A 24,767-nucleotide genomic window follows, 5' to 3' on the forward strand; every position below is an offset into this window, starting at 1 on the left:
TATGTCATATCCTCTACATATCGCATTTATCTGGCACCAACATCAACCTCTCTACAAAAGCGCGATCGCAGGCAAATATCATTTGCCTTGGGTGAGGTTGCATGGCGTAAAAGATTACTTAGATCTGGCGTTGATGTTGTCAAGATATCCAAAACTACATCAAACGATCAATCTAGTGCCATCTCTTATTTTACAACTGCAAGATTATGTTGAGGGGAAAGCATTTGATCCTTATTTAGCATTGACCCTTACTCCAGTGGATACGCTAACGCGATCGCAAAAGCATTTCATCGTTGAGCATTTCTTTGATGCCAATCATCAGACGATGATTGAGCCATATCATCGTTATGCTGACTTGTTAGCACAAAGGCAAGCCTATGGGATTGAGTGGTGTGTTAATAATTGGCTAGCACCAGATTTTAGCGACTTACTGGCTTGGCACAACTTGGCTTGGATTGATCCCCTATTTCGCGAAGCAGATCCTGAAATTGCGGAATGGTACGATCGCGGCAAAGATTTTACCCTTGCCGATCGCCAAAGAATTTATAGCAAGCAGCGTGAGATTATTTCGCGGATTTTGCCACAGCATCGGCTCATGCAAAAAACTGGACAACTAGAAATCACGACTACACCTTACACGCACCCGATTATGCCGCTTTTGGCAGATACACAAGCAGGACGGATCGCCGTGCCGCAAATGTATCTGCCCAATCATCGCTTTCGTCATGAACCAGACATTACCTTGCATCTCGAAAAAGCCAAGGAAGTCTACCGCCAACACTTTAGCTGCGATCCTAGAGGTTTATGGCCCTCAGAGCAGTCCGTCAGCCCCGCCATCTTGCCCCATGTTTCTAAGCAGGGCTTCTCGTGGTTATGCTCTGATGAAGGCGTATTAGGTTGGAGTCTCGGACATTATTTCCGTCGAGATGAGCGTGGCGCGATCGACGCGCCGCACCTGCTATACCAACCCTATCGCCTTGAAACTATTCACGGTGACTTGGCTATTATTTTTCGCGATCGTCTACTTTCTGACTTGATTGGTTTTAGCTACGGAGCCTTGTTGCCCCAAGCTGCTAGTGACGACCTCTGCGATCGCCTAATGACAATTCAAAAGCAGCAAAATGAATACTTAGCCGAGCATCCTGAAGGTCATCCTTGGCTAGTGACGATCGCCCTTGACGGTGAAAATTGTTGGGAATTTTATCCTCAAGATGGCAATCCTTTCTTGCAGACGCTTTACGAAAATCTGTCTAACAATGAAAATCTGAAATTGGTCACACCATCGGAATATTTAGCCCAATTTCCGCCGATCGATAAAATTCCACCGCATCAGTTGCATAGTGGTTCATGGATTGACTCTAGCTTCACGACATGGATTGGTGATCCTGTTAAAAATCGTGCTTGGGAATTGCTTGCTGAAGCGCGACAGGTCTTGGCAGATCACCCTGAAGCGACACCAGAGAATAATCCTGAAGCATGGGAAAGTCTTATGGCTGCTGAAGGCTCAGATTGGTTTTGGTGGTTTGGTGAAGGGCATAGCTCCAACGATGACGCAATGTTTGATCGCCTATTTCGTGAACATTTACAGGTGATTTATCGCGCCCTCAATGAGCCAGTCCCCCATGCTTTGCTCTATCCCCTTGAGCCGCACGATGTATCTACGAGCGATCGTCCTACGGGCTTAATTGAGCCGATGATTAATGGTCGATTTGAAAGTGATGACTGGCAAGGTGCTGGCAAAATCGAAATTAGTGGGGCGCGGGGGGCGATGCACCAAAATACACCTGTCAAGCGTCTATGGTATGGTTATGATCATTTTTATTGCTACTTACGCCTAGAATTTAGTAATCTAGAGAGCATCGCCCAAAGTAAACTACACTTGTTATGGTTTTATCCTAGTCGGATTCATCCCAACAGTCCTGTGGAACTTCTTGATATGCCTGACGTATCGCCGCTAAATTATTTGTTTCGCCATCATCTAGCGATCGATTTTGCTGATAAGTCAGTCAAACTTCAAGAATCTACAGAAAAATTTCAATGGGAAACCATCGCAACTCATACGAAAATAGGCTTTGAGCAATGTCTAGAAGTTGCTATACCTTGGAGCGATTTGGCAGTTAAGCCCCAGTCTGTGGCACGGCTGGTGATCCTGCTCAGCCAAAAAGAGCATTTTCAGATGTCTCTACCCGAATATACGATTATTCCTATTGAAGTACCTTAGTGTTGCGTTATTAAAGAGATAACAGTGGAAAAGCTAGAAAAGACCAGCATTGAGTCTATTGTCGAACAGGCTTTACAAGATGGCTACCTAACTCCTGCGATGGAAGCCGAAGTGGGGCGGATTTGCGATAGTGCGTTTGAGCTATCAGTTGAAGAGTATATGGCTCTTGATCGTCTGATGGGTGCATTGCTCACGGGAGAAGTTGTTGCTGTCCCGCGCAAGCAATTTATCAACGTCATGGAAGAGTTGGTTCTGAGTGAAGCTGTGGCAAGGGTCGCTGAGATCGAAGCCAATAGTAATAAAGTTTTGGATTTGGGGGATATTGCTGCTTATGCTCTCAACCGTTTACCGCCTTTGTACGCTACTACTGAGCAAGGGGCTAATTATCAACGGGACAGAGCGCTTGCCGATCTCCAACATTTGATCGCGCAGCAGGTCAAGGAAGCGATTGATCGCAACCTAGATCGTCCTGAATTCTTCCCCGATCGCTCTACTTTTGGCTCGGTAAACAAAGACTCTGTGCTTTCGCAGCTTAGCAACCTCCTCCAAGCCTATGCTCCTGACTTTGAGGAAAAGGCTTAGGAGTTGATTATTTGTTGATTAGTTGATTGAGTGGCTTGATCGGCAAATAAAAACGATAGGGGATAGCTGGGGTTAGCAGCAAATCCTAAAATGCCGCGATCGCGATGCTCATAAATCAATTCGTTTTGAGCATTAAATAAAAAAGTGCCGCCGCGTTGTGTCATGTAAGATGCATCGGGTACATAGGCTTTCCAGTTGCCTAAAACCTCAGCCATATTTCGCAATCGCAAAGTCGCAAGTTCAAAGGGACGCTGAAATCCGCTACCACCAGCCCATTTAAAGAAGGAACCTTTTAATGGTGGTAATGGTGCGGCTTTGATTACTTCGTCATTGCTAATGAGTTGTGGTGCATCGCGATCGCCTCGGTAACCGCGAAAAACTTCTTTCAAAGTTCCTTGGCTGCCAATCCCTGCACACATCAGCATCAGATTGATCCAAGCACTTTGCCCTGATGATAATAGGGGGAATTTAGTAGTTAGCCCTGAGTAGAGATTTAATTGGCGATGTAGTTCTCCCGTAGCATCGACAAACATCCACCTAGGATCGAAGCCTGTAAATTTACAAAAATATTCTCCCGATTGGTGATCGCCGATGCCAATCGCCCGAACCGCAATTTCTTCTAATTTAAGGCGATCAATTTCTCGCTGGATCCACCAGATATATTCAAGGCTATCAAAATCACCTAGTTGGGGCAAAACTAAAATTAGTTTGCGAAATGCTGATGGACAATTATCAAAAATCGAGGTGACGACACCATCGCTTACACGTTGTCGTTGCGCTTGACTAAGAATTTCGTAAATGTTTTGCTGCATGGGATTATATTAAGATTGCGATCGCAAGGAAAATTATATGATCGAGAAAGAACTATCTTTTGATGTAATCGCAAAATATGTGATGGCAAAGTCAATGAAACCTACCTTTAACCTTTTAGTGTTTCTTTTTCTAGCAATAATGCCCAGTGCTGCATTTGCTGAGCCAGTGGTTATCAAAACAACTCCAGCAAATACGAATTACTATCCTTGGATTGTACAACTCTCTCAAAGTCCAATTGATTGGTTTGCAAGTGATGTCAATGCAAAGGTTCAAGGAAAAGCTTATCGAGTTGTCATTCTTATTGAGGATATTTATAACAGTGTATTTATTGAGCAAGTAACATTTGGGACGGAAGGTTGTTGCAAAAAAGTAACCAACGCACGCATGGTTGACCTCAAAACTTTTTCTGCAAAATTTGGCTTCACAGATGAAATTAATGGATTTCGGTTTATGCGTTGGATCAGCCCAACATCATTTATCTTCCGTTACAAAGATCGCCTTTTTGTAATGACTGCGATCGATAGTCCCGAAGTTAAGGTCGAACCATATGCTGATGATTAATGAGTAGCTCACCATAATTAAACCCTAAAACCAGAAGCTGTCCCGCCCGCTACGCGGGCGGGACAGCTTTCTAGGTTTTTAGTTTACTTATGCCTAGATACTTAACAACTAACTGACTTGAGCCACGCCTTGAGATTAGTTGGTACTGTGGTGAAATGTACATAAATCGTTTTAGTGTATGGCGATCGCGGTTGGGAAATATCAGCGATCGCTAACTTATTATCTAGCACCAGCGTCTTAGATGCGACTTGTTCTGGTAGCTGTTGATGAGGTTGTTGATGCTTTAACACTTTGGCATAGATTTCACCTTCAATCTCTAGCTGTTGGGTTTGGTCATACACTTGAAGATGGAGTTTGAGATTGGTTAATACAGGAACATCCTGATCCGAGAAAATCTCCGCTCCATAGGGCGAAATCTGTCGTAATTCTCCCGTAAATATCTCTGTGCCTAGGTGCTTCTCTTCTAAAATGCGGTAGGTAATTGGAATAGGCGTAGGTAATATTTGCAACGAATCACTGAGAGAGGGAAGTTCGAGATTATAGATGCCACCAATTCCGCAAATATCGTAGATCGAAATTGGATGCGATACACCTTTAGGCTCGACTTCCATAGAGCCATTGGTTTTGGCAATTTCCTGTATTTCTGCATAGGTCGTTTCCGAAATTAAGATCTGTCCTCCCACAGTATAGGATTCGATTCTGGCGGTGAGATTTACATGATTGCCAACTACGGCATACTTAGCACGAGACTGGGAACCGATGTTACCCGCTACAACTTCACCTGTATTAATGCCGATTCCCATTGCGATTTCGGGCAACTGCATTTGTGCAAGCCTATCATTTACCGATCGCATCGCTAATTGCATGGCGATCGCACTAGCCACAGCCCGTGCTGCATCATCTTCACGATGGATCGGCGCACCAAATAACACCAGAATCGCATCCCCAATAAACTCATCAATTGTGCCTTCATAAGTAGCGATCGCCTCAGTCATCGTTCCTAAAAACACATTGAGAATTTCCACAACCTTTTCGGGCGGCATCTTTTCAGAAATTGTGGAAAAGCCGCGTAGATCGCACATTAAGATAGTTACTTTGCGGCGATCACCTCCTAGTTTCAGCCCTTCAGGTGTCTCTAATAAACTTTTGACCACAGCATCGGTCAAATAGCGGCTAAAGTAAGTCCGAATCTGCGCCGCCGTAATGGCTAGATAGCTAGTGACAATCACACCGCCTCCGAAAAAGGCGATCGCCGCAGGGACAAAGGGTAACCACCAGCCATAGGTTAGCGCGATCAAGCAGGATGCAAATAAACTTCCCGCTAAGACTAAGATGCTTAGCGATCGCCATACTAGCAATTGAATTTTTCGGTTCTGGATGTTGATATTGCGCCATTGCCAAATCAAGGTCGATCCAACTAGTGACCAACCAAAAATCCAGAGCCATTCCCAATGTTCTTCCCATGTCTGAATTGCGACCCTGCCATCAAGGGTACTACTAAGAATATGGCTCACAATCTGAGCATGTACTTCCACCCCCGATGTCAAAATTCTGGTACTGCCCAGCCCACCATCAAGGGGAGTGAAGAACCAATCTCTCAGACTTACGGCGGTTACCCCAATCATTACGACGCGATCGCGCAACAGATCGGGGGCGATTTTTCCTTCCAATACATCTGCCATTCTCACAGTCTGAAAACCTTGCTGCGATCGGCGGTAATTAATTATAAATTGATGTCCACCCACATCAATTCGGTGATAGCCACCATCATTAGTTTGTAATTTGGGTGGATTAAGCGCTTGGTCAAAGGGAACTATTTTTTCACCATCTAAATAGAGTAGAGCTAATTGCAAACCGAAACTAAGCCCTACTTTGCCATCAGGTAGACTCAAAGATAGTACTCCTCGCCGAATCCGCCCATCCGTATCAAGGGGAAGATTGACTGCGCCAATTTGATCGACTTGGGCAAGCGCAGGAGGCGGTTTGATATCTGAAACCGAGAAATTTGATGCTACTAGATCGGGTGTTTTATAAACTCCAATTAAATTAGGAGTGGTCTTAAATAGCTTCTCTAATTGTGGATAGCCGACATTATCGGTCTTGTCACGGGAGAGATCTAAGCCGATCGCACGGGGCTTTTGCTGTCGTACTTTATCTAATAATTTCGTCAATAAAGCATCATCAATTGGCCATTGATATTGGCGTACATCGGCTTCATCAATGCCAATAATCACGATGCGTCGATCTTCAGGCTCAGGCGATCGCCATCGAAAAAACTGGTCGAGCATGGCTAATTCCAGCGATTCTAGTGATCCAATTAGCCGTAACCCGATTACGAATAGGGAAATGGTTGGCGCAGCGATCGCAATTCCGCGCCATTTCCACAAGCTGTTTTTTAATCGAGATCTTATCGCCATTTTTAAGTAAATATCCGTAGCGTAAAAAGCCACAGAAAACCCAAAACTTTGGTTAAAAGTTCTGCAATGCAGAACTTTTAACCAAAGTTTTGCGGTTTGTCTAATCGCTAATAGCCGTTGTTTTGTGTCGGTTTTGTAGGTTCTAAAGTTTGCTCAGGTATTGCCACTGGGCTTTTCAAAAAAGTAAATGGAATCACCCGTTCTAGCGTAGCTGACTTCAGTAAATCAGTCCATTCGCTGACAATTTCTGGCTTTTTATAAAGCCCTTTTTGAGCTTCAGCCAAAGTTTGCACAGTTTCAAACCAGATCCCTTCTTGAGCAAATAAAACTGCACGATCTAAAGGGAGGAAAGTCTTTTTGAGTTGATCGGCTAAATTCTTGCTTGGCGAGACTCGACGAATAGATCCGCGAACTGTCTCAGCATCAGTCAAACTACTGACGGTAAATTCCCATACATAGTTTTTGTTAAGCTCTAAAATTGAATCGCCTTTAACAGCACCCATCTTAAAAGCAAGAATACCTGCCTTGTTTTTGATCTTAAAAGATGTGCGGTAAACTCGCTTACCTTTAGCTGATGAACTATCGACTTCATAAAGATAAAAGTAGGCTCGACCATCAATTTCTGGGACGAGGAAATAAAACGTTGGACTATCGGAAATTGTCTGAGGGACTGGAGCATTGTCTGCTACTAAATCTGGCACTATTCCAATTAGACAAGCTTTTTCAGTACAACCAGAACTACGGGTAGCTCCTGGTACTGAAACGGTAAGAGTACCAAGATTGCTAGGTGGAACATAGCGCACTTTACGTGACTGGGCTTGAACTGAAGGCGTAAAAAAACTCAAAGACAATGGCAAGGCAATTACTGTACTTACAGCTAAGCAAGAGCAAGCTGATGCTATTAAGATGTTTTTTGGTGAAAATTTTGGTGAAACCATGATGCGATCGCCTCTAGAAAAAGTGACCTTTATGGATATGACATGCAGATCGAGCGCACCAAGTATCATACCCATAAAATAATTAGATAGTATTTAAGAATGCATCTTCTATCAAAAAGTTGCTACAGACATTCGACTGAACATTGTTATAGCAATATAAGTTTTGCTTGCCCAAAAGATGAGCGCCGCCACTCATCTTTTGGGTTTTGATTTGTCCTAGCTATCTCTTACGTTGCTATACAAAAGTCAATTTTATTAAAAGTACGTCGCTGACGTACTTTTAATAAAATTGACTTTTAGGGCTTCAGCTTTCTCTTTGGCACGGTAAAGCGTATTATGATACTTAGAAAAATTTATTTAAATCGTTACAAAAATATGGATATCTTGTCATTGGGTTGGTTTGGTGTACTTGGCATGTTTACACTTTCGATCGCTTTTGTCGTCTGGGGACGCAACGGGCTATAAAAATCACAAGAATTAAAAAAGGGGCGCTTTGCGCCCCTTTTTTAATTCTCACCAATTAAGGTAAAAGCTGCCCAATTAAGGGGATCGGGATACTTGGCTTTGGTGGCAAGCATGGCATAACGGATAGCTTTCGCCTTATTAGGTTCAGCCTGAAATTTTTGATAAAACTTAGTCATCAATAGAGCCGTCGGATCATCAGGAACTGCCCATAAAGACACCACGACACTAGGCACTCCTGCCGTAATTAGCGATCGCGATAGACCAATTACACCATCACCCGTTAACAAGCCCTGTCCAGTTTTACAAGCACTTAGTACCACCATCTCCGCACTTAGGCGCATCGTCACAATTTCGCTAGCCGTCAAAAAACCGTCATCTATTGAGCTAGGAGCAAGAGCGATCGCCCCTGGGATATCTCCTTTGCGATATTCCTCTAATAAGCCATGGGTAGCCAGATGCACAAAGCGAGCAGATTTCATTTTCGCGACAACTTCCATCTTTGTGGCTTGGTCACCTGTTAAAAAAGTAGTATTTAGTAACGAGGCGATCGCTTTGGCTTCTTTTTCGGCTCCCAATAAAGTTGGTAATTGGATAGGAGGATCACCCAAACTAGGCATCGTGGGATTGCCAACAATGAGAGTGGCTTGCAAATTAACCTTTTGCAATTGCTGGCGGAGTTGATGGGTGAGATCGAGAACTTGAATTGCTGGCGCAATTTGCACTGTATGCTTCTCAATTAAGAATTGACCTTGAGGATTAATTAGAGCCGCGAATGGAACGAGAAAAAGTAATCCTTGCGGTAAAAAAACAACTCTAGTATTCTCGTCTTGAGGAAGTAAGTCTTGAATAGGCTGGATTAGAATCCTATGTAATATCTTTAGCTCTGCATACTTGTCTAATACTTCCTTGGGATCTTCAGCGATCACCCCTGAATCATTAAATAAGCTACGGACATCAGCAATAAGATCACCGATGGTAAGATCAAGTTTTGTAAGATCGACTTCCCGAAAGACGAGTTCCCCCGAAGGCTGGACTACCCAAATATACAGTTTGATATATTCACCCTTAAGCTTTCCCTGTCCGATAAAAGTAGGATCGGCAATCAGAGAATATTCCACCATTACAGCATTCTGTTGTTTAGCTATACGACGAATATCCGCAATATTAATAGATGTTAGGGATGAACTAATTAGATCAGCTTTTTGATCGTTTTTTGGAGCAGAACTTGAGTCAAGACGACGGGAAAGAAGTTCTGCAAATGCACGGGCGCGACCTCTCTCAGCAATCTCTAAGGCGGCTTCAGGTTTGTTCTGAGCAACCATAATCTGTTGCAGTAAATTAAAGGCATGAAGCTGTGTATCAAAAATGGAAACTTTATCACCATCACTTAAGTTAGAGCGCAAAGATTCCAATAAGTTCAAGCTAGTGAGAAACTTTTGTTCTGCCTCTGAATACTTTTGCGATCGCCACAATGTATAGCCCCAATTGCTTAAAGTCATTGCTTCGAGACGCCGATCGCCGATTTGCTCAGCTAATTTCCAACTTTGCTCTTGCAGCGATAAAGCCTTATCATATTCTTGTAAAAATACATAGGCTAAACCCATGCCGCCGATTGCCGCACCTTCAAGACGAGGATTTTTTAATTCCTTAGCCACTGTTAAAGCTTGTTCATAATAGGCGATCGCTTCTTTATATTTGCGCTGTACATGATAGCTAGAGCCGATATTATTCAGCGCGTTTCCTTCCGCTTCCCGAAAACCAATTTTTCTAGCATTATCGAGGCTTTGCTGGTAGTACTTAATAGCTTGAGGATATTCTTCTTCTGTACCTGCGATCGCGCCTAAGCTATTCAGCAAAAACACAATTCCATTGACATTACCTACCTCTTTCGCAATTTTAAGACTACGCTGATAAAAATTAATGGCGATTCTGTAGTTGCCAAGGTCATAGTGAATATTACCGAGGCTAGCTAGAACCTGTCCTTCTCCTTGCTGATCATTTAGTTCTTCTCTAATTACTAATCCTTGGTTTTGAACTTCTAGCGCCTTTGCATAGTTCCCAATCACCCGATAGCTGTTACCAAGATTTCCAAGGGCATTGGCTTCCGTTTGGCGATCGCCTAAACTTTGAGCCAAAGCTAATAACTGCTGCAAATAGGCGATCGCCTGTTCGTATTTGCCAAGCATTTTTGATGCTTCTGCTAAAGTCTCAAGGACGTTGATTGCACCTTTATGATTCTTTTGTTGTTGATAAATTTTTAGTGCTTGTTGCCAACTAGAGATGGCTGGATCAAACTGTTTGGCTCGAAACTGCTGTAGCCCAGTTTGGACAAGCTCATCTGCTGGAGAACTTGTCGGGATCGTAGGCGTAGGTTTGATAGGGGCGGCAGCCCATGTTGAGAGTGGCGTTATGAGCAGAATTACACTAGCGATCGCAGTGAGATAGATTTTGTTTTTCATATAGCAATCCTAACAAGTTTGTAAGATTACGCCCCTTCGGGGCGTAATCTTACAAACGGTTTATTCTTTGCAAGGTGGGAGTTTAGAGGCGGTAGAACTTTGGGCGGCGCGAGTTGGTACTGATGGCAATGATGCGGTGATTGTTAACAGTGGTTTCTTTGTACCTGTGGGTTCACATTCCTGTACATCACCAGCATTTGCTTGTAAGTCAGCAGTTCTTGCAGTGGCGATCGCATCTCCATTTAAGGCATTAGCAACCACATTACTATTAGAGCTAAAAGATTGGTCAGATAGCAGAACTAAGACATTTGGGGGAATGTTCGTTGTGCCAATACTAATTGCTCCTTCAATGCCGCTACCTGTAGGTAAAAGTGGATCGATAGGAGAATCTACTCCAAAAGGAGTTGGTGTAATTTTAGAGAACTTAAATGAAGTATCTTGCAGAATCACAATCGAAATACTTAAGGGATTAGCAGCGCTACCAGCGATGATTCTCGGTTGAGTGTCATTGGGTAGGGTTAGTTCTATGCGACGGGGTTCTGGTGTGGTGGGATTATTATTCTGTTGGTTAGCATTAAAAACTACTAGACTAAGTGGAATCTGTTGACCCCCAATATTTGCAGGTCCTTGGATCGGGTTGATAGCCCGAAAGCTATTACCTCTAATCGTGATCGTACTGTCACTTGCAGCATTATTCACAAAGCCAGATTGGATATAACCATTCAGAGTAATGCTGCCATTGTTGGCAATTAAAGAAACATTACTGCCAGTAGTCGTAATGGCTTTAATGCTTCCTGTGGAAATATTGCCATTTGTACTAACAATAGAGACATTACCAGCATCAATAGCGGGGTCAAAAAAAGTATTTCCCTGAGAAGCGATCGTAATATCACCCGTGGCATTCAAGTTAACTGGTGAATCATTACCAAAGTTACTGAGTATGGCATTAATATTCATATTTGCCGCCGTAAAATTAATCGCGCCATTCTGCGTGGTAATGTCCGCTCCAGCAGCAACAGTTATGGTTCTCCCTGCTGTAACTGTCAAACCAACTCCTGCATTAGCCATGACTACGCTATCGCTAAATGTGACATCGTTAGATGCAACAAGCGTCACATTTGCCACCGCCGCCGCAATTGTGGCAGGGGCAATTGTGAAGGTATTGACTGTATCTGCGGCATTAGCTACATCGACTAATGTAGCAGCACCTCCAATTTGGACAATAATGTTGAACGGATCGAGAAGCCAGTTGCCGATGCTTCCATTTGGGGCAGCAGCATCAACAAGAGCATTTTGAATATTTAGATAGTTTTTGCCAGAGGTTTCGACAAAGCCTCCATTCCCTCCATTAAGCCCACCGCGAACTGAGATTTTGCCACTAAAACTGGTTTTATCATCTGCCCAAGCAATTACTTTGCCGCCATTTCCTGATAGTAACGCATCAGCTTTAATTGTTGATGATTGATCAACCACAGTGATTTGGGAATTGGGAACTATCCCTTTACCCAAATAATCACCACCAATTAGAACAGTGCCGCCACCGATCGCACCCGAAGCATTGAGTTTTGCTGAAACTAGACCAACGCGATCGCCTAAAACATTAATCTCCCCACCTTTGTTCGTATTACTAGACACATCGAGATTCCCCGAAGCGATCGCTGTTCCCACAGTCTTGGGAATTGCTGTTCCTGATACAAGCAGATTACCCGAACTATCCACATTTAAACCCGTTAGATTGAGGAGGGTGGCTGAGCCAGTCAGCAAATTCGGTAAATCCTTTGCCTGAATATTTGACTGCGCTAATTGATTTTGATCGGCGATCGGTAGTTGTAAGCTCAGCAGACTTCCTTCGGGTGTAATTTTGACATACTTCCCATCTGGCACTGCGGCAATCGTGATTTTGCCTGATTCTGTGGAAATCGTGCCTGTATTAATGACCAAACCACCCACAAGAGTAATGCTCTGCCCTTCTTTAGCTGTGAGATTACCCGCATTGGCGATCGCGGCAGGTTGCTCACTTGTGGGCATTGTAGTAGAACTAGCAAAACCGAAAGCTTGAGGAGTGCCAGTTAATTTTTTGATATCATCAATTCCTGTATTTACTCCAAACCAACCATTGCCCACTTGAATTCCATTTGCTGTAGTTGCTGTGAACGCCGCAGGAACATTCAAACTAGAATTTGCACCGAAAATAATTCCCGCAGGATTTAATAGATAAAGATTAGAATTACCACCCGTAACCTGAATGAGTCCATTAATCACCGAAGCATTTCCACCAGACACCCGTGCCAGAATATTCTGAATGCTGGGGTTGGACATAAAGTTGGCAATTTCTCCTTGAGTCAAGCCAAATTGCTGAAAACTATGATAAAGATTAGCGGCAGCTTGTGTTCCGCCTGTGATGTTTAATTGCTGGGCATTATTAGCATCAGGAGAGACTTGTGTTCCTAAATTCCCAATACCTTGAGTTGGCAAAATTGACTGAGCGAATGCTGAACTTCCCATAACAAAGGGTTGCATCAGTAGTAGTGCGATCGCTACTCGTCTAATGGGTGGGAAGTTAGTCTTGACTACCTTGAACATTAGGTTTCTCCTTTGGGATGGTTAAAGCATGGGAATAAATATCAGTTATTCCAATTAATTAAACTTTTGAAATTTACTTGTCACTTTGAGAGTTTTAGTTATTAGCCCATTAACATATTAACTTAGCCAAATTAATTTGGCTAAGTATATCAGCATTATTAAGTAGAAATAACTTAAGTATTTATTTGCAGGGTGGTAAGTTAGAACGGTTAGGAGTTTGGGTTGTGCGAGGTTGTGAGGAAAGCAAAGATGCAGTGATCGTTAAAATTTGTTTCTTGGTTTCTGTCGGTTCACATTCTTGAAACTGAATAACATTTGCTTGTAAATCAGCAGTGCGAGCAACTTGAGTTGCATTATCAGTGCTAGGAATCTTTGTCTCGTCACTAACACCACTATTAATCTCTGTACTGGAATTATTAACACCCAAGTTCAGCTTAGAGATAAAAGATTGGTCGGAAACTAAAACAACAATTGAAGGAGGGCTTTCTAATCCGAAACCGATCGCGCCTTCAATTCCACTGCCTGTCGCTGGAAGGGGAATTGAAGGAACTTTTTCACCTATAGATAAAGTTCCACCTGAAGTACTGAGTGGTGTAACTTTAGAAAAAGTAAACAAAGTATCTTTTAGAATGACAATTGAAATAGCAAGCGGATCAGTAGCTTTGCCAGCAATGAGTCTAGGTTGACTATCATTGGGAAGAGTTAGTTCAAATCGGGAAGCTATATCACCCGTTAGTCCTAATGTTCTAGGATTAAAAACATACATGCTTGCAGGAATTAAGCTGTTGTTAGCATAAACATTTAAAGGACGTGGGTTGATCGCGCGAAAACTGTTCGCTCTGATTGTAACCGTGCTAGACAGCAAAGTGGGGCGATAGCCAAGTCGGATTGTTCCATCAACAACAATGTTCCCGTTGTTAGCAATTAAAGATACGCTATTTTTATTTGGGGTAGGAGTATCCGAGAAGTCTAATATTTCAATAGATTGCGTCGAAATATTGCCATTTGTGCTGACTATTGAGATATTGCCAGTATTTTTATCCGTAAGAATGCCATTAACTGAAATATTACCAGTAGCAGAAAGATTGTCAACAAAAATCGTAGGAGGAGTAAAGACAATATTACCACCTGAGTTAATAGATGATATTGAAATATCACCAGCAGCAGAAAGATTGTCAGCAGAAATAGAAGCAGCAGAAAAAGTAATATCACCACCTGAATTAATAGATGATGCAGAAATATTACCACCAGCAGTCGCACTCAAGTTGATACCATTAGGGGTAGATACTGAGTTATTAAAAATAATGTTGTTAGATGCAACAAGCTCTACATTTGCAGTTGCATTCTCGATAACAGATGAATCAATTGTAAAATCATTGGAAACATCGGCGGCATCGTTTAACTTGCTTAGAATTAGCGGATCGGTCAGGAGAGTCGTTCCGCCAGTCTGCACAGTAATATTTCGAGGATCTAGGAGCCAGTTTCCTGCGTTCCCTTTGGGCGCAGCAGCATCAACTGATGCATTTTGAACGTTGAGATAGTTTTTCCCAGAAGTCTCGATAAAGCCGCCATTGCCGCTATCTATGCCACCACGCGCCGATATTTTGCCACTAAAACTAGTTTTATCATCCGCCCAGACAATTACTTTGCCACCATTTCCTGTTTGCAATGCATCGGCTTTAATTGTTGATGTTTGGTCAACAAAAGTGATTTGGGAATTGGGTACAATTCCTTTACCCAAATAATCACCACCGATGAGAACAGTACCGCCACCGATCGCACCAGAAGCATTGAGATTTGCCGAAACTAGACCAACGCGATCGCCTAAAACATTAATCTCACCACCTTTAGCAGTATTGCTAGATACATCAAGATTTCCTGATGCGATCGCTGTTCCCGCAGTTGAAGGGATAGGGCTATTAGCAACTAATACATTTCCAGAATTATCTACATTTAAGCCAGTTACGTTACGAAGTTCAGATGAACCTGTAAGCAAGTTAGGCAGATCAGAACCTAGAATTGACCGCTGTGAGAGTTCTTGTTGATCAGCGACAGGCAGTTCTAAACTCAAAAGACTACCTTCAGGAGTGATCTTGACATACTTACCATCGGCTACTGCGGCGATCGTGACTTTACCTGCTGGCGATGCGATCGTACCTGTGTTAATCACTAGTCCACCCACGAGGGTAATACTTTGACCTTGATTGACAGAAAGATTGCCAGCGTTGATCACTGGTGCGCTCTGTGGAGTGCTAGAACTAGAAGTGTTAGCCGCGAATCCAAAAGCTTGAGGATTACCAGACAGGTTCTTAATTGCGTCAACGCTTGTATCTACTCCAAACCAGCCATTTCCCACCTGAATTCCATTGGCTGTAGTCGCTGTAAAAGCCGCAGGAACATTCAAACTAGAATTCGCACCAAAAATAATTCCCGCAGGATTTAATAAATAGAGATTAGAATTACCACCCGTAACCTGAATGAGTCCATTAATCACCGAAGCATTTCCACCAGACACCCGTGCCAGAATATTCTGAATGCTGGGGTTGGACATAAAGTTGGCAATTTCTCCTTGAGTTAAGCCAAATTGCTGAAAACTATGATAAAGATTCGCAGCGGCTTGTGTTCCGCCTGTGATGTTTAATTGCTGAGCATTATTAGCATCGGTCGAGACTTGTGAGCCTAGATTCCCAACACCTTGAGTTGGCGCAATTGACTGAGCGAATGCATCACTTCCCATAACAAAGGGTTGCATCAGTAGTAGTGCGATCGCTACTCGTCTAATTTGCGCGAAATTACTCTTGACAACTACAGACACTTTGCTTCTCCTTTGTTATTAAGTTAGGAACAAATATTAATTGCTTTTAACTGCTCTTAATTACTTTGATTTAAAGGATATTTGCACTAAAACTATAATCTCTCAAACCATTGATTAGTGAGGAGCATTAAAAGACTTTTATAACATTTAAACACCTGAACAATATGGCAAATAGTATTAATTTTTGTATATTGAATATAGGATCTAAAAAAAATTATGCTCTAAACTTACGATCTCAAGTTATTCTTTGTTGAACTGTTGCCAACCAAAATTGATATTAGTATCATGAGCTTCGTCAAACTAATTAGTCATCATCGATCGCATTTCTTGCTTTTTGGCTATGTTCTGCTTAGCTTGGCAGAAACAGTAGCAGCAGAAACGCTTAATTCGGGCAATTCTCTAACTACACCAGCGCCCATAGTTTCATCTCCAATTGCTCAAGCGATCGCTGTTAAAAAAGTAGAAGTTATTGGTAGTACGATCTTAACTAGTGCAGAACTAGCGACAATCTCTAAGAACCTAGAAGGTCAGCAAGTAACTACGGAACAAATCCAACAGGCTGCTCAATCAATTACCCAAATCTATGCTGATCGAGGCTACATCACTTCTCAAGCAATATTCGATCCGCAGAAAGTAGTTGATGGCATAGTTACCATTCAAGTTATCGAAGGAAGAGTCGAAAAAATTGAAGTTTTAGGCTTAACTCATACTAATCCTGATTATGTGCGATCGCGAGTAGAGTTAGGAACTGGCACGCCTCTCAACACCGCTAAACTCGAAGATCAATTGCGATTGTTGCGTGCAGACCCCATATTTAGCGATATTGAAGCTAGTTTGAAATCAGGAAGTCAAGCTGATAGCAGTATTCTCATCGTTACCGTGAAAGAAGCGAATCAGTTTGGGGGATTTGCCAGTATCGACAACTTCTCGCCTCCCGCAGTTGGTTCAGAGCGTTACGGTGGGGGCTTGTTCTTTCGGAATCTCTCTGGCAATGGTGATACATTTACGGCTTCCTATTACGGAACTACCACGGGAGGCTCCAACCAATATGATCTTTCCTACAGCATTCCACTCAATCCGATGAATGGAACTTTATCATTGCGATATTCCCCTAGCAACTATCGGATTACGCAGTCTCCTTTTGATATCTTGAATATTCGTGGGAACAATAATTTATTTGATCTGAATTTTCGTCAGCCGTTAGTCAGGTCAAATGTAGAAGAATTTGCGCTGTCTCTAGGCTATAGCTATCAAAGAGGACAGACATTTGCCTTTAACGATCTTGCTACACCCTTTGGGCTTGGACCAGAATTAGACGGAACAACCCGCACTAGTGTGATTAAGTTTGGTCAGGATTATACCTTACGCGATTTATTGGGAGCTTGGTCTTTGCGATCGCAGTTCAGTTTAGGAACAGGTTTATTTGGTTCTACAAATGTGGCGACACCCAGTGGCTCTTTTTTAAGTTGGCTAGGACAAATTCAGCGCGTGCAATCTTTGGGAACTGATTCATTATTAATCGGTGCTTTAGATTTGCAATTATCTGCCGATCCCTTGTTATCTTCGCAACAATTCACCATTGGCGGCGGTCAGTCTTTGCGAGGTTTTCGCCAAAATGCGCGTACTGGCGATAATGGGTTTCGCTTCTCCTTAGAAAATCGATTTGTGGCGCTTCGCAATGAACAGAATGCGTCTCTGTTACAGGTGATTCCCTTTCTAGATGCTGGTGCAATCTGGAATCATGCTAATAATCCAAACATTTTACCCAGTCAAAACTTTTTAGCGGGCGGTGGACTAGGACTACTATTTACGCCCTTAGAGAAATTAAATATACGCTTAGATTACGCAATTCCCTTTGTCAATCTCAGCGATCGCGGTACAAATTTACAAGAGTCAGCTTTTTATTTCAGTTTGGGTTATCAGTTCTAGGCATGTTATCCCGAAGCACAAAATGGCTACGCCATTTTGTGCTTTTGTAACCCAAGAATTGATTGGCGGCGCTCTGCGCCGCCAATCAATTCTTGGGTTTTGTAAGATAAGTGGAGCCGTTACTGGGCTTGTTTTTGTGAATTGATATGATTCGTATAAAACTAGAGAGGGCTATAGCCCTCTCTAGTTTTTATGCACCACTGTTGGGGCGAATCAAAACAATGGGAGTCTGTTCGGCAGCATTCCCCGCAGGATTCATTAACAGTGCTTGGTTGAGAAGCTTTTCGGAGGCCCCTGAAGTTGCCGCTAACACTTTGACCCGACGCAAATCGTTGACATCGACGATCGCTGCTTCTAGCCCAGTGCCTGCTTTGATTTCATCAACCACTGCTTGGGGATTTTTGGGGCCGAGGACAATAAATTGATCATAGGGTGGCAAAGTCCCTGTTACGTCATCAATCAGTCGTGCCTGATCACCAGCCAGCATATAAAACACCCCAGGCACTCGCAAAAATGCTTTGGCTAAAGCACCGACAATAAAGGCAAAAGCAACGCGCCAAGCCCCTGACTCATTAATCAATGATTGTAAACCGCAAGCCGTGGCGAGGCTCGATGTACTTTTAAAGTAATAGCAGAGACGCTTGGCTAACCACTTGGGCTTAATGTCACTGGGATGATAGAAATTGCCTTGCATAATTGCAATCGGAGTTTCGGCGATCGTCACAATATCACCCGCTTGAGCATGACTCATCACATAGCGCTGCATCACTTCCACAGGATTATCTCCCGCCGATAAAATGTGTGTGCGGATGGGCAACACATCTGCATCTGGGGTAGGTCGCCAGCGTTCCCTTTGATTCGCGTCAGGAAACTGTAAAGGGATAATGCAATGCTTAACTTTTTCTTCTCGTCCTGCAGGCCCGTAAATTGTGTAATGGACACGTACCCATACAGTTTTTAGTTCTTCTAAGTTTTTGCCATTCAGGTCAATCTGAATTTCAACACCTGTACTGTGATTGGGATTAACAATATAGGACTCCCAATAGTTGTCATTCCGACTGGCAGCCTGAGGATGGCGCGATCTTAACTGTACTTGGCTTTTGATTCCATCAAGGCTGTCACTAGACAATATCGAGATTACAGGATCTACTTCGACTAAGAACACATCCAGATTACGAGTTTTGTTTGTGGCCGTTAGTAGCAATTCCAAACGATAGTGATCAGGCTCATAGGTCAAAAATTGCCAAATTCCACTATCAAATTCTAGTAAATTGCCTTGACGAGTTGTGTATTGCCACTCAAACAATAACCACAGCAACACAACTAGACCACCCAAAACCGCGATCGCAATACCCACACCAATCAAAATATTCATAAGCCTTAAATACCTACTTCCTAATCTTTAAGCCCTAAGAGTAATGACCAATTTTTTAGTGAATCAGCTTTGCTAATTGACTAAAAAATTGGTCGCTAACCTTTAATCTCTACTAATAGATTGCTTGAGAGTTTTACAAAGTTCAGCGATCGCATGTAAGCCACCATCAGGCTCTGCAAGTTTCCGCACCATCGCACTACCAACGATCGCCCCATCGGCATTCCAATCGATCACTTGTTTGGCATGTTCAGGTTGCGAGATGCCAAAACCAACGGCGATCGGTTTGTCTGTGATCACTCTCAGTTGCTCAATCATCGTTTTGACACCCTTAGCAACTTCAGTACGCACACCCGTAACACCCGTAGCGCTGACCACATAAATAAAACCCTGTGACTTTGCGGCGATCGCGGCTACGCGATCGGGTGGACTAGTGGGCGCAATTAACAAAATCACTTCAATACCTGCTTTTTGAGCAGGTTCTAACAAAACATGGGATTCTTCAAGAGGTAAGTCGGGAACTACTAGACCACGCGCTCCTGCTTCATAAATTGTTTGCAAAAACTTTTCTACACCCATATTCAAGATGGGGTTGTAGTAGGTAAATAAAATAATTGGCGATCGTAGTTCTGGCGCAACGGCTCGGACAACATCTAAAACTTTTTCTAGGGTTGTCCCATTCTGTAAAGCTCTTGTCGCTGCGGCTTGAATTACGGGCCCATCAGCAAGTGGGTCAGAGTAAGGTACACCAAGCTCGATCATGTCCGCACCATTTTGATCCAAGACCCGCAAAGCTTTTGCTGTTGTCTCTAAGCTAGGATCACCAGCCGTAATGAATGGAATAAGAGCGGGTTGCCCTTTAGCTCGCAGTTCTTCAAATCGAGCGGAGACGGATATCATGACGTAAAAATTCCCACAAAATGTAGTCCCGTATTATAGTAGCGCCTCATGGCTATTTGTTACTGATACCCATCCAATATTTGTCAGCAAGACCGATCGCCACTTATGACAGTGAATATGGCAGTGCCGCCTTTATGAATTTGACCGAGGATATTCCATCAGACTTACTACTGCGATTACGTCCGAATCGATGCTTATACAAATCTCCTGCGGGATATAGTGGCTGTGGTCGTCCCCGCAAACATGGTGACAAATTCCAACTTGCCAATGCTGCTAGTTGGGGAGAAGCCCAATCAACTTCTACCCTAGAGGATGAGACTATCGGGCAGGTGCAAATCCAACAATGGTCTAATTTACACTTTAAGAAATCTGCCCAACGACATTTCCAAGTTATTCTAGTCACCCATCATTGGTGGTCTGGTTTTCTTCTTTTTGGGTAACAGAGGTTCGATAATCTCCCACTCTTGATCGCTTAGGTTGCTGCTATATCCGATATTTGGCTCCTTTTTCTTGTCTTCCTAAGATACCAAATGGGTTCTATACCACCAATGCCATTGAGTCGATGAATATAGCTATAGCAGTTTGCGGAAAGTGATTAAGTCTCAACAGATTTTTCTCTCTGATGAGGCTGCTTTCAAATTGGTCTATTTGGCAATGCGGAATATCTCGAAGAAGTGGACGAGGCTCCATTCGTGATTGGAAACCTGCACTTAATCGCTTTGCCATCCTCTTTGAGGATCGTCTCCACATCTAGCCTCTAGACTTTACACACTTTGCTTGACAGTCTCAGGTAATATTTCTGCCTCCCTATTCTCCTGACTTAAACAAGATTGAGAAATTTTGGGCAAGGTTAAAACAGCATGTCAGTAAGATTATCGGTCAATGTGAAAGTTTATGGGATGCCGTACAACAAGCCTTCCGCCAAATGTTCGACGCTGAGGATAATTTAATCTGGGGCTTAGAAGATGCTCTTCTTTCCCGTTACGATTCACTTGGCTTTGATACTTCCTATTTTGAGTTTTCTTATGCCTAGCTACTTACTAAATTTTTAGTTGTTTTCAAATCTATCTCTCCTAACTTTTTCCCACTTTTTTTGAGATTGCTATACTATGGTGAAATCAAGGCACGTATTAGAGATCGAGTTTTATGACCCGCAAATCTTGGGATAGCTATTTAGAATTAGTCTCAGAATTAGGACTTTGGGATGGAGATAGTGACAAATCAAAAAAACATAAGTCTTTTCACCTACCAGGAGCAAAGCCACATTACAACCCCGATCGCCCAGGACAGGTTGAGCATATTGCCCTAGATTTGGTACTTGATATTCCGCAGCAAGCGATCGCAGGTACTTGCAAGATTCGTCTGCGACCTGTGCGCGATGGCATCACTGATTTGACTTTGGATGCAGTGAGTTTGCGGATTGATCATGTCGCAATTACCAATCAAATAGAAGCGAAGCCCGATCCAGACAAGACTAAATGCAAGTTTGACTATGATGGCGAATTTCTGAAGATTTATCTGAATCAGCCGACGAAGGCAGGTGTACCAATCGAAATTGCGATCGCCTATGTGGCTGAGCAACCCCAACGCGGGATTTATTTTGTGCAACCGACGGAGCATCAACCTGATAAGCCCACACAAGTTTGGACGCAGGGCGAAGATGAAGACTCTCGCTATTGGTTCCCTTGCTTTGATTATCCTGGACAACTGGCGACTTCCGAGATTCGGATTAAGGTTCCTAAAGAATTAATGGTGATTTCTAATGGGGAATTGATTGAAGTTAAGGATCAGAAAAAAGAAAAGATTTATCATTGGTCGCAAAAGGAAGTGCATCCTAGCTATTTGATGACTTTAGCGATCGGTGACTTTGTAGAAGTAAAGGATGAATGGAAGGGTAAGCCTGTCACTTACTACGTCGATAAGTCACGCACTGCCGAAGAAGCAATCCTGACGATGGGCAAAACACCGCAGATGATCGAATTCTTCAGTAAAAAGTATGGCTATGACTATGCGTTCCCTAAATATGCACAGGTCTGTGTTGCTGACTTCATTTTCGGTGGCATGGAAAATACTTCCACGACGCTACTAACCGATCGCTGTGTCTTAGATCAGAGAGCGGCGATCGATAATCGCTCTAGCGAAAGTTTGGTAGCTCACGAGTTGGCGCACCAATGGTTTGGCGATTTATTGGTGATTAAGCATTGGTCTCATGCTTGGGTTAAGGAAGGCGCAGCGACCTACGCCGAAGTTCTATGGACAGACCATGAATATGGAGCCGAAGAAGCTGCTTATTACTTACTAGGTGAAGCGCGTCGCTATATTTCTGAAGACAAAGAGCGCTATCGTCGTCCGATGGTAACCCATGTGTATCGGGAAGCGATCGAACTATACGATCGCCATATCTACGAGAAGGGTGGCTGTGTTTATCACATGCTTCGCACTGAGTTAGGCGATGATTTGTTCTGGAAAGCAATCCATCATTTTGTGCAGACTAATGCCCATAAAACCGTGGAGACAATTGATCTGCTGAGAGCGATCGAAGAAGCGACGGGCAAAAACTGCATGTTCCTTTTCGATCAATATGTATTTCGTGGTGGACATCCCGAATATAAGATTGGCTATAGCTGGGATGGGGATAATAACTTGGCGAAGGTCACAGTTACGCAAACTCAAGATGAATTGTTTGATTTGAAGATTCCCATTGGTTTTGGCTTTGAAGAAGTGTCCGAGAATCAAGCTTTCACAGTGCGCGTATTTGAGAAAGATCAAGCTTTTTACTTCCCTTTAAAACAGAAGCCCAAATACATCAGTTTTGATCGCGGTAATAACTATCTCAAGCAAGTCAGTCTGGAATATGGTGTTGCGGAACTAAAAGCTGGCTTGCAGTTCGATCCCGATCCGATCGCCAGAATTCAATGCGCCGAAGCCTTGGCGAAAAAAGGTGGCTTGGAAGCGGTAAAAGCTCTCGGACAAGCCCTTGTCGATGAAAAATTCTGGGGTGTGCGTGTGGAGATTGCTGAAAATCTTGCCGCGATTAAACTCGATCAAGCTTTTGAAGCTTTGGCTAAAGGGTTGGAAGATCCAGATGCGAAGGTAAGAATGGCGGTGATCAGTGGCTTAGCCCAAAACAAGGTGCAGAAGAGTTTAGATCTGATCAAGCCCTTCATCAAAAAGGGTGATCCTAGCTACAATGTGGAAGCAACCGCCGCAAGGCTAACGGGTGAATTGGCAGCAGCTTTGAGTACAGAACGCGAACCATCGAAGGTGGTCAAGCTCTTACAAACAGTTCTCAAAGAGAGAGCAGGTTGGAATGAAGTCGTGCGTTCGGGTGCGATCGCAGGTCTAGCTAAGCTCAAAGATTCCGATGAGGCTCTGGAAACGGTTCTCAAATATACGGAGCCTAATGTCCCACAACCATTGCGTTTAGCCTCAATCCGAGCTTTAGGTGCAATGGGTAAATCCCAATCGAAACCGAAGACCGAGCAGATTCTCAATCGTTTGAAAGTAATTGCTCAAGAAACTTTCTTCTTAACACAGATGGCTGTTGTTGGCGCTCTTGGGCAAGTCGATAGTGCAGCAGCTATCGGCGTATTGCGATCGCTGTCTGATTCTACGCCCGATGGAAGGGTGCGTCGTGTTGCTGACGAAGCAATTCAACGTGTTCAAAAGGCGATCGGTAAGGATGCAGGACTAAAACAATTGCGAGAAGAACTGGATCAACTGCGTAAGGACAATCAAGATCTCAAGAGTCGTTTGGAGGCGATCGAGGCAAAAGCCAAACCATAAAAGAACAAGCACCCCTTGGGTGCTTGTTCTTTTAAACTACCGTCATAAAAATCGCAATATAATAGGCAATCTCCATACGTTCGGGAGCCAAAAACTATGGTCGGTCAACTGAGCAAAGCTGAAATTATTTATCCCGAAAGTGACGGGAAACCGATGGCAGATAATACCAAGCAGTTTCGATGGATTTTGACGATTCAACAAAATATTGACTGGCTATATGCTAACGATCCTCAAGTATTTGTTGCTGGCGATTTATTGTGGTATCCCGTTGAGGGACAAACTGAAATTGCGGCTGCTCCTGACACGATGGTGGTATTTGGTCGCCCTAAAGGCGATCGCGGTTCATATAAACAATGGGAAGAGGATAATATTGCGCCTCAAGTTGTATTTGAGATTCTGTCTCCAAGCAATAAAGCTGTAGAAATGGCAAAAAAGCTACTCTTTTATGATCGCTATGGCGTTGAGGAATATTACATTTACAATCCTACCAACAACAATCTTGAGGTTTTGATTAGGAATGCAGGTAGTTTGGATACCATTCCCGAATCCCATGATTGGGTCAGCCCCCGATTAGGTATTCGCTTTAATCTCACTGATGAGTTGCAAATCTATCGTCCTGATGGAACTAAGTTCTATTCTTATATCGAAATCAATACTATGCTGGAAGAGGAATGCTTACGCGCAAATAAGGAGCGTCTGCGGGCTGAGCAGGAGTTCTTACGTGCGGAGCAAGAACATCAACGTGCGGAGCAAGCAGCAGTAAAGCTTGATGAGATGGAGGCAATGTTGCAAAAGTATCGCGATCGCTTCGGCGAACTACCTGAATGAAATTATGATTATTTTTTGTTTTTCCAATGCGTGCGTACTCATTGGAAAAACAAAAAATAATCAGAGTAAGGTTTTTGGGTTTGCATTTTGCCATAGGC

17 protein-coding genes and 1 pseudogene are annotated in these 24,767 nt (G+C 43.2%); 10 read left to right on the forward strand and 8 right to left on the reverse strand.

From position 1 onward, the window contains the following. The first annotated feature begins 1 nt into the window (after window position 1). Together B9G53_RS19495 and B9G53_RS19500 are read left to right on the forward strand one after the other, a co-directional pair. On the forward strand, window positions 2–2,221 hold the full coding sequence (locus B9G53_RS19495; RefSeq protein WP_094535135.1) for a glycoside hydrolase: 2,220 nt from the start codon (window positions 2–4) through the stop codon (window positions 2,219–2,221). Between the two features lie 24 nt (window positions 2,222–2,245). After that, window positions 2,246–2,803 (forward strand): late competence development ComFB family protein, encoded by a 558-nt coding sequence (locus tag B9G53_RS19500; RefSeq protein WP_094535136.1) that lies wholly within the window; start codon window positions 2,246–2,248, stop codon window positions 2,801–2,803. Here the strand turns inward: B9G53_RS19500 and B9G53_RS19505 are convergent. Continuing rightward, the gene (locus B9G53_RS19505) at window positions 2,800–3,615 is read right to left on the reverse strand and encodes a peroxiredoxin-like family protein (RefSeq protein WP_094535137.1); all 816 of its coding nucleotides are present in this window, start codon (window positions 3,613–3,615) and stop codon (window positions 2,800–2,802) included. The two genes, B9G53_RS19500 and B9G53_RS19505, sit on opposite strands and share 4 nt — an antisense overlap. A 37-nt stretch (window positions 3,616–3,652) precedes the next feature. On the opposite strand from B9G53_RS19505, the gene B9G53_RS19510 reads away from it, so the two are divergent. Beyond that, on the forward strand, window positions 3,653–4,177 hold the full coding sequence (locus B9G53_RS19510) for a hypothetical protein (protein ID WP_094535138.1): 525 nt from the start codon (window positions 3,653–3,655) through the stop codon (window positions 4,175–4,177). Between the two features lie 101 nt (window positions 4,178–4,278). On the opposite strand, the gene B9G53_RS19515 is transcribed toward B9G53_RS19510, so the two are convergent. Together B9G53_RS19515 and B9G53_RS19520 are read right to left on the reverse strand one after the other, a co-directional pair. Next, window positions 4,279–6,594, reverse strand: coding sequence for a CHASE2 domain-containing protein (locus B9G53_RS19515; RefSeq protein WP_094535176.1), 2,316 nt, complete (start codon window positions 6,592–6,594; stop codon window positions 4,279–4,281). Between the two features lie 107 nt (window positions 6,595–6,701). After that, a complete protein-coding gene (locus B9G53_RS19520; protein ID WP_094535139.1) occupies window positions 6,702–7,607 on the reverse strand; it encodes a DUF928 domain-containing protein in 906 nt (301 codons plus the stop codon). Window positions 7,608–7,907: 300 nt separating this feature from the next. Between B9G53_RS19520 and B9G53_RS19525 the strand changes: the two genes are divergently transcribed. Next, complete coding sequence (locus B9G53_RS19525) at window positions 7,908–7,997, forward strand: cytochrome b6-f complex subunit PetN (protein ID WP_094535177.1); 90 nt, start codon at window positions 7,908–7,910, stop codon at window positions 7,995–7,997. Between the two features lie 41 nt (window positions 7,998–8,038). Here the strand turns inward: B9G53_RS19525 and B9G53_RS19530 are convergent, their stop codons facing one another. The 3 genes from B9G53_RS19530 to B9G53_RS19540 all read right to left on the reverse strand — a co-directional run bounded on the left by B9G53_RS19530 (window position 8,039) and on the right by B9G53_RS19540 (window position 15,854). Beyond that, window positions 8,039–10,456: a CHAT domain-containing tetratricopeptide repeat protein gene (locus B9G53_RS19530; protein ID WP_094535140.1), complete on the reverse strand. Its 2,418-nt coding sequence runs from the start codon at window positions 10,454–10,456 to the stop codon at window positions 8,039–8,041. A 60-nt stretch (window positions 10,457–10,516) separates the two neighbouring features. After that, window positions 10,517–13,039 carry a filamentous hemagglutinin N-terminal domain-containing protein gene (locus B9G53_RS19535; RefSeq protein ID WP_094535141.1) on the reverse strand — a complete coding sequence of 841 codons (2,523 nt, stop codon included), beginning with the start codon at window positions 13,037–13,039 and terminating at the stop codon, window positions 10,517–10,519. Window positions 13,040–13,220: 181 nt separating this feature from the next. Beyond that, on the reverse strand, window positions 13,221–15,854 hold the full coding sequence (locus B9G53_RS19540; RefSeq protein WP_094535142.1) for a filamentous hemagglutinin N-terminal domain-containing protein: 2,634 nt from the start codon (window positions 15,852–15,854) through the stop codon (window positions 13,221–13,223). A 285-nt stretch (window positions 15,855–16,139) separates the two neighbouring features. Between B9G53_RS19540 and B9G53_RS19545 the strand changes: the two genes are divergently transcribed. Beyond that, window positions 16,140–17,783, forward strand: coding sequence for a ShlB/FhaC/HecB family hemolysin secretion/activation protein (locus tag B9G53_RS19545; protein ID WP_094535143.1), 1,644 nt, complete (start codon window positions 16,140–16,142; stop codon window positions 17,781–17,783). Between the two features lie 190 nt (window positions 17,784–17,973). Here B9G53_RS19545 and B9G53_RS19550 read toward each other — a convergent pair whose 3' ends face one another. After that, window positions 17,974–19,158, reverse strand: a complete 1,185-nt coding sequence (locus B9G53_RS19550) for a F420-0:Gamma-glutamyl ligase (protein ID WP_094535144.1) — start codon at window positions 19,156–19,158, stop codon at window positions 17,974–17,976. Between the two features lie 102 nt (window positions 19,159–19,260). Next, the gene (trpA, locus tag B9G53_RS19555; protein WP_176453279.1) at window positions 19,261–20,055 is read right to left on the reverse strand and encodes a tryptophan synthase subunit alpha; all 795 of its coding nucleotides are present in this window, start codon (window positions 20,053–20,055) and stop codon (window positions 19,261–19,263) included. Window positions 20,056–20,111: 56 nt separating this feature from the next. On the opposite strand from trpA, the gene B9G53_RS19560 reads away from it, so the two are divergent. The 5 genes and pseudogenes from B9G53_RS19560 (at window position 20,112) to B9G53_RS19575 (ending at window position 24,669) form a co-directional block, all read left to right on the forward strand. Further along, on the forward strand, window positions 20,112–20,495 hold the full coding sequence (locus B9G53_RS19560; protein ID WP_176453280.1) for a transposase: 384 nt from the start codon (window positions 20,112–20,114) through the stop codon (window positions 20,493–20,495). Window positions 20,496–20,593: 98 nt separating this feature from the next. Next, a pseudogene (locus tag B9G53_RS28685) lies at window positions 20,594–20,809 on the forward strand (IS256 family transposase); the annotation flags it as partial. Between the two features lie 45 nt (window positions 20,810–20,854). Beyond that, entirely contained in the window at window positions 20,855–21,088 is a 234-nt protein-coding gene (locus B9G53_RS19565; protein WP_254923746.1) for a hypothetical protein, read from the forward strand. Between the two features lie 113 nt (window positions 21,089–21,201). After that, entirely contained in the window at window positions 21,202–23,841 is a 2,640-nt protein-coding gene (locus B9G53_RS19570) for a M1 family metallopeptidase (RefSeq protein ID WP_094535145.1), read from the forward strand. A gap of 96 nt (window positions 23,842–23,937) precedes the next feature. Then, complete coding sequence (locus B9G53_RS19575; RefSeq protein ID WP_094535146.1) at window positions 23,938–24,669, forward strand: Uma2 family endonuclease; 732 nt, start codon at window positions 23,938–23,940, stop codon at window positions 24,667–24,669. The last annotated feature ends 98 nt before the right edge of the window (window positions 24,670–24,767 follow it).

It is taken from the genome of Pseudanabaena sp. SR411, from assembly GCF_002251945.1.
In the GTDB taxonomy this organism is placed as follows: domain Bacteria; phylum Cyanobacteriota; class Cyanobacteriia; order Pseudanabaenales; family Pseudanabaenaceae; genus Pseudanabaena.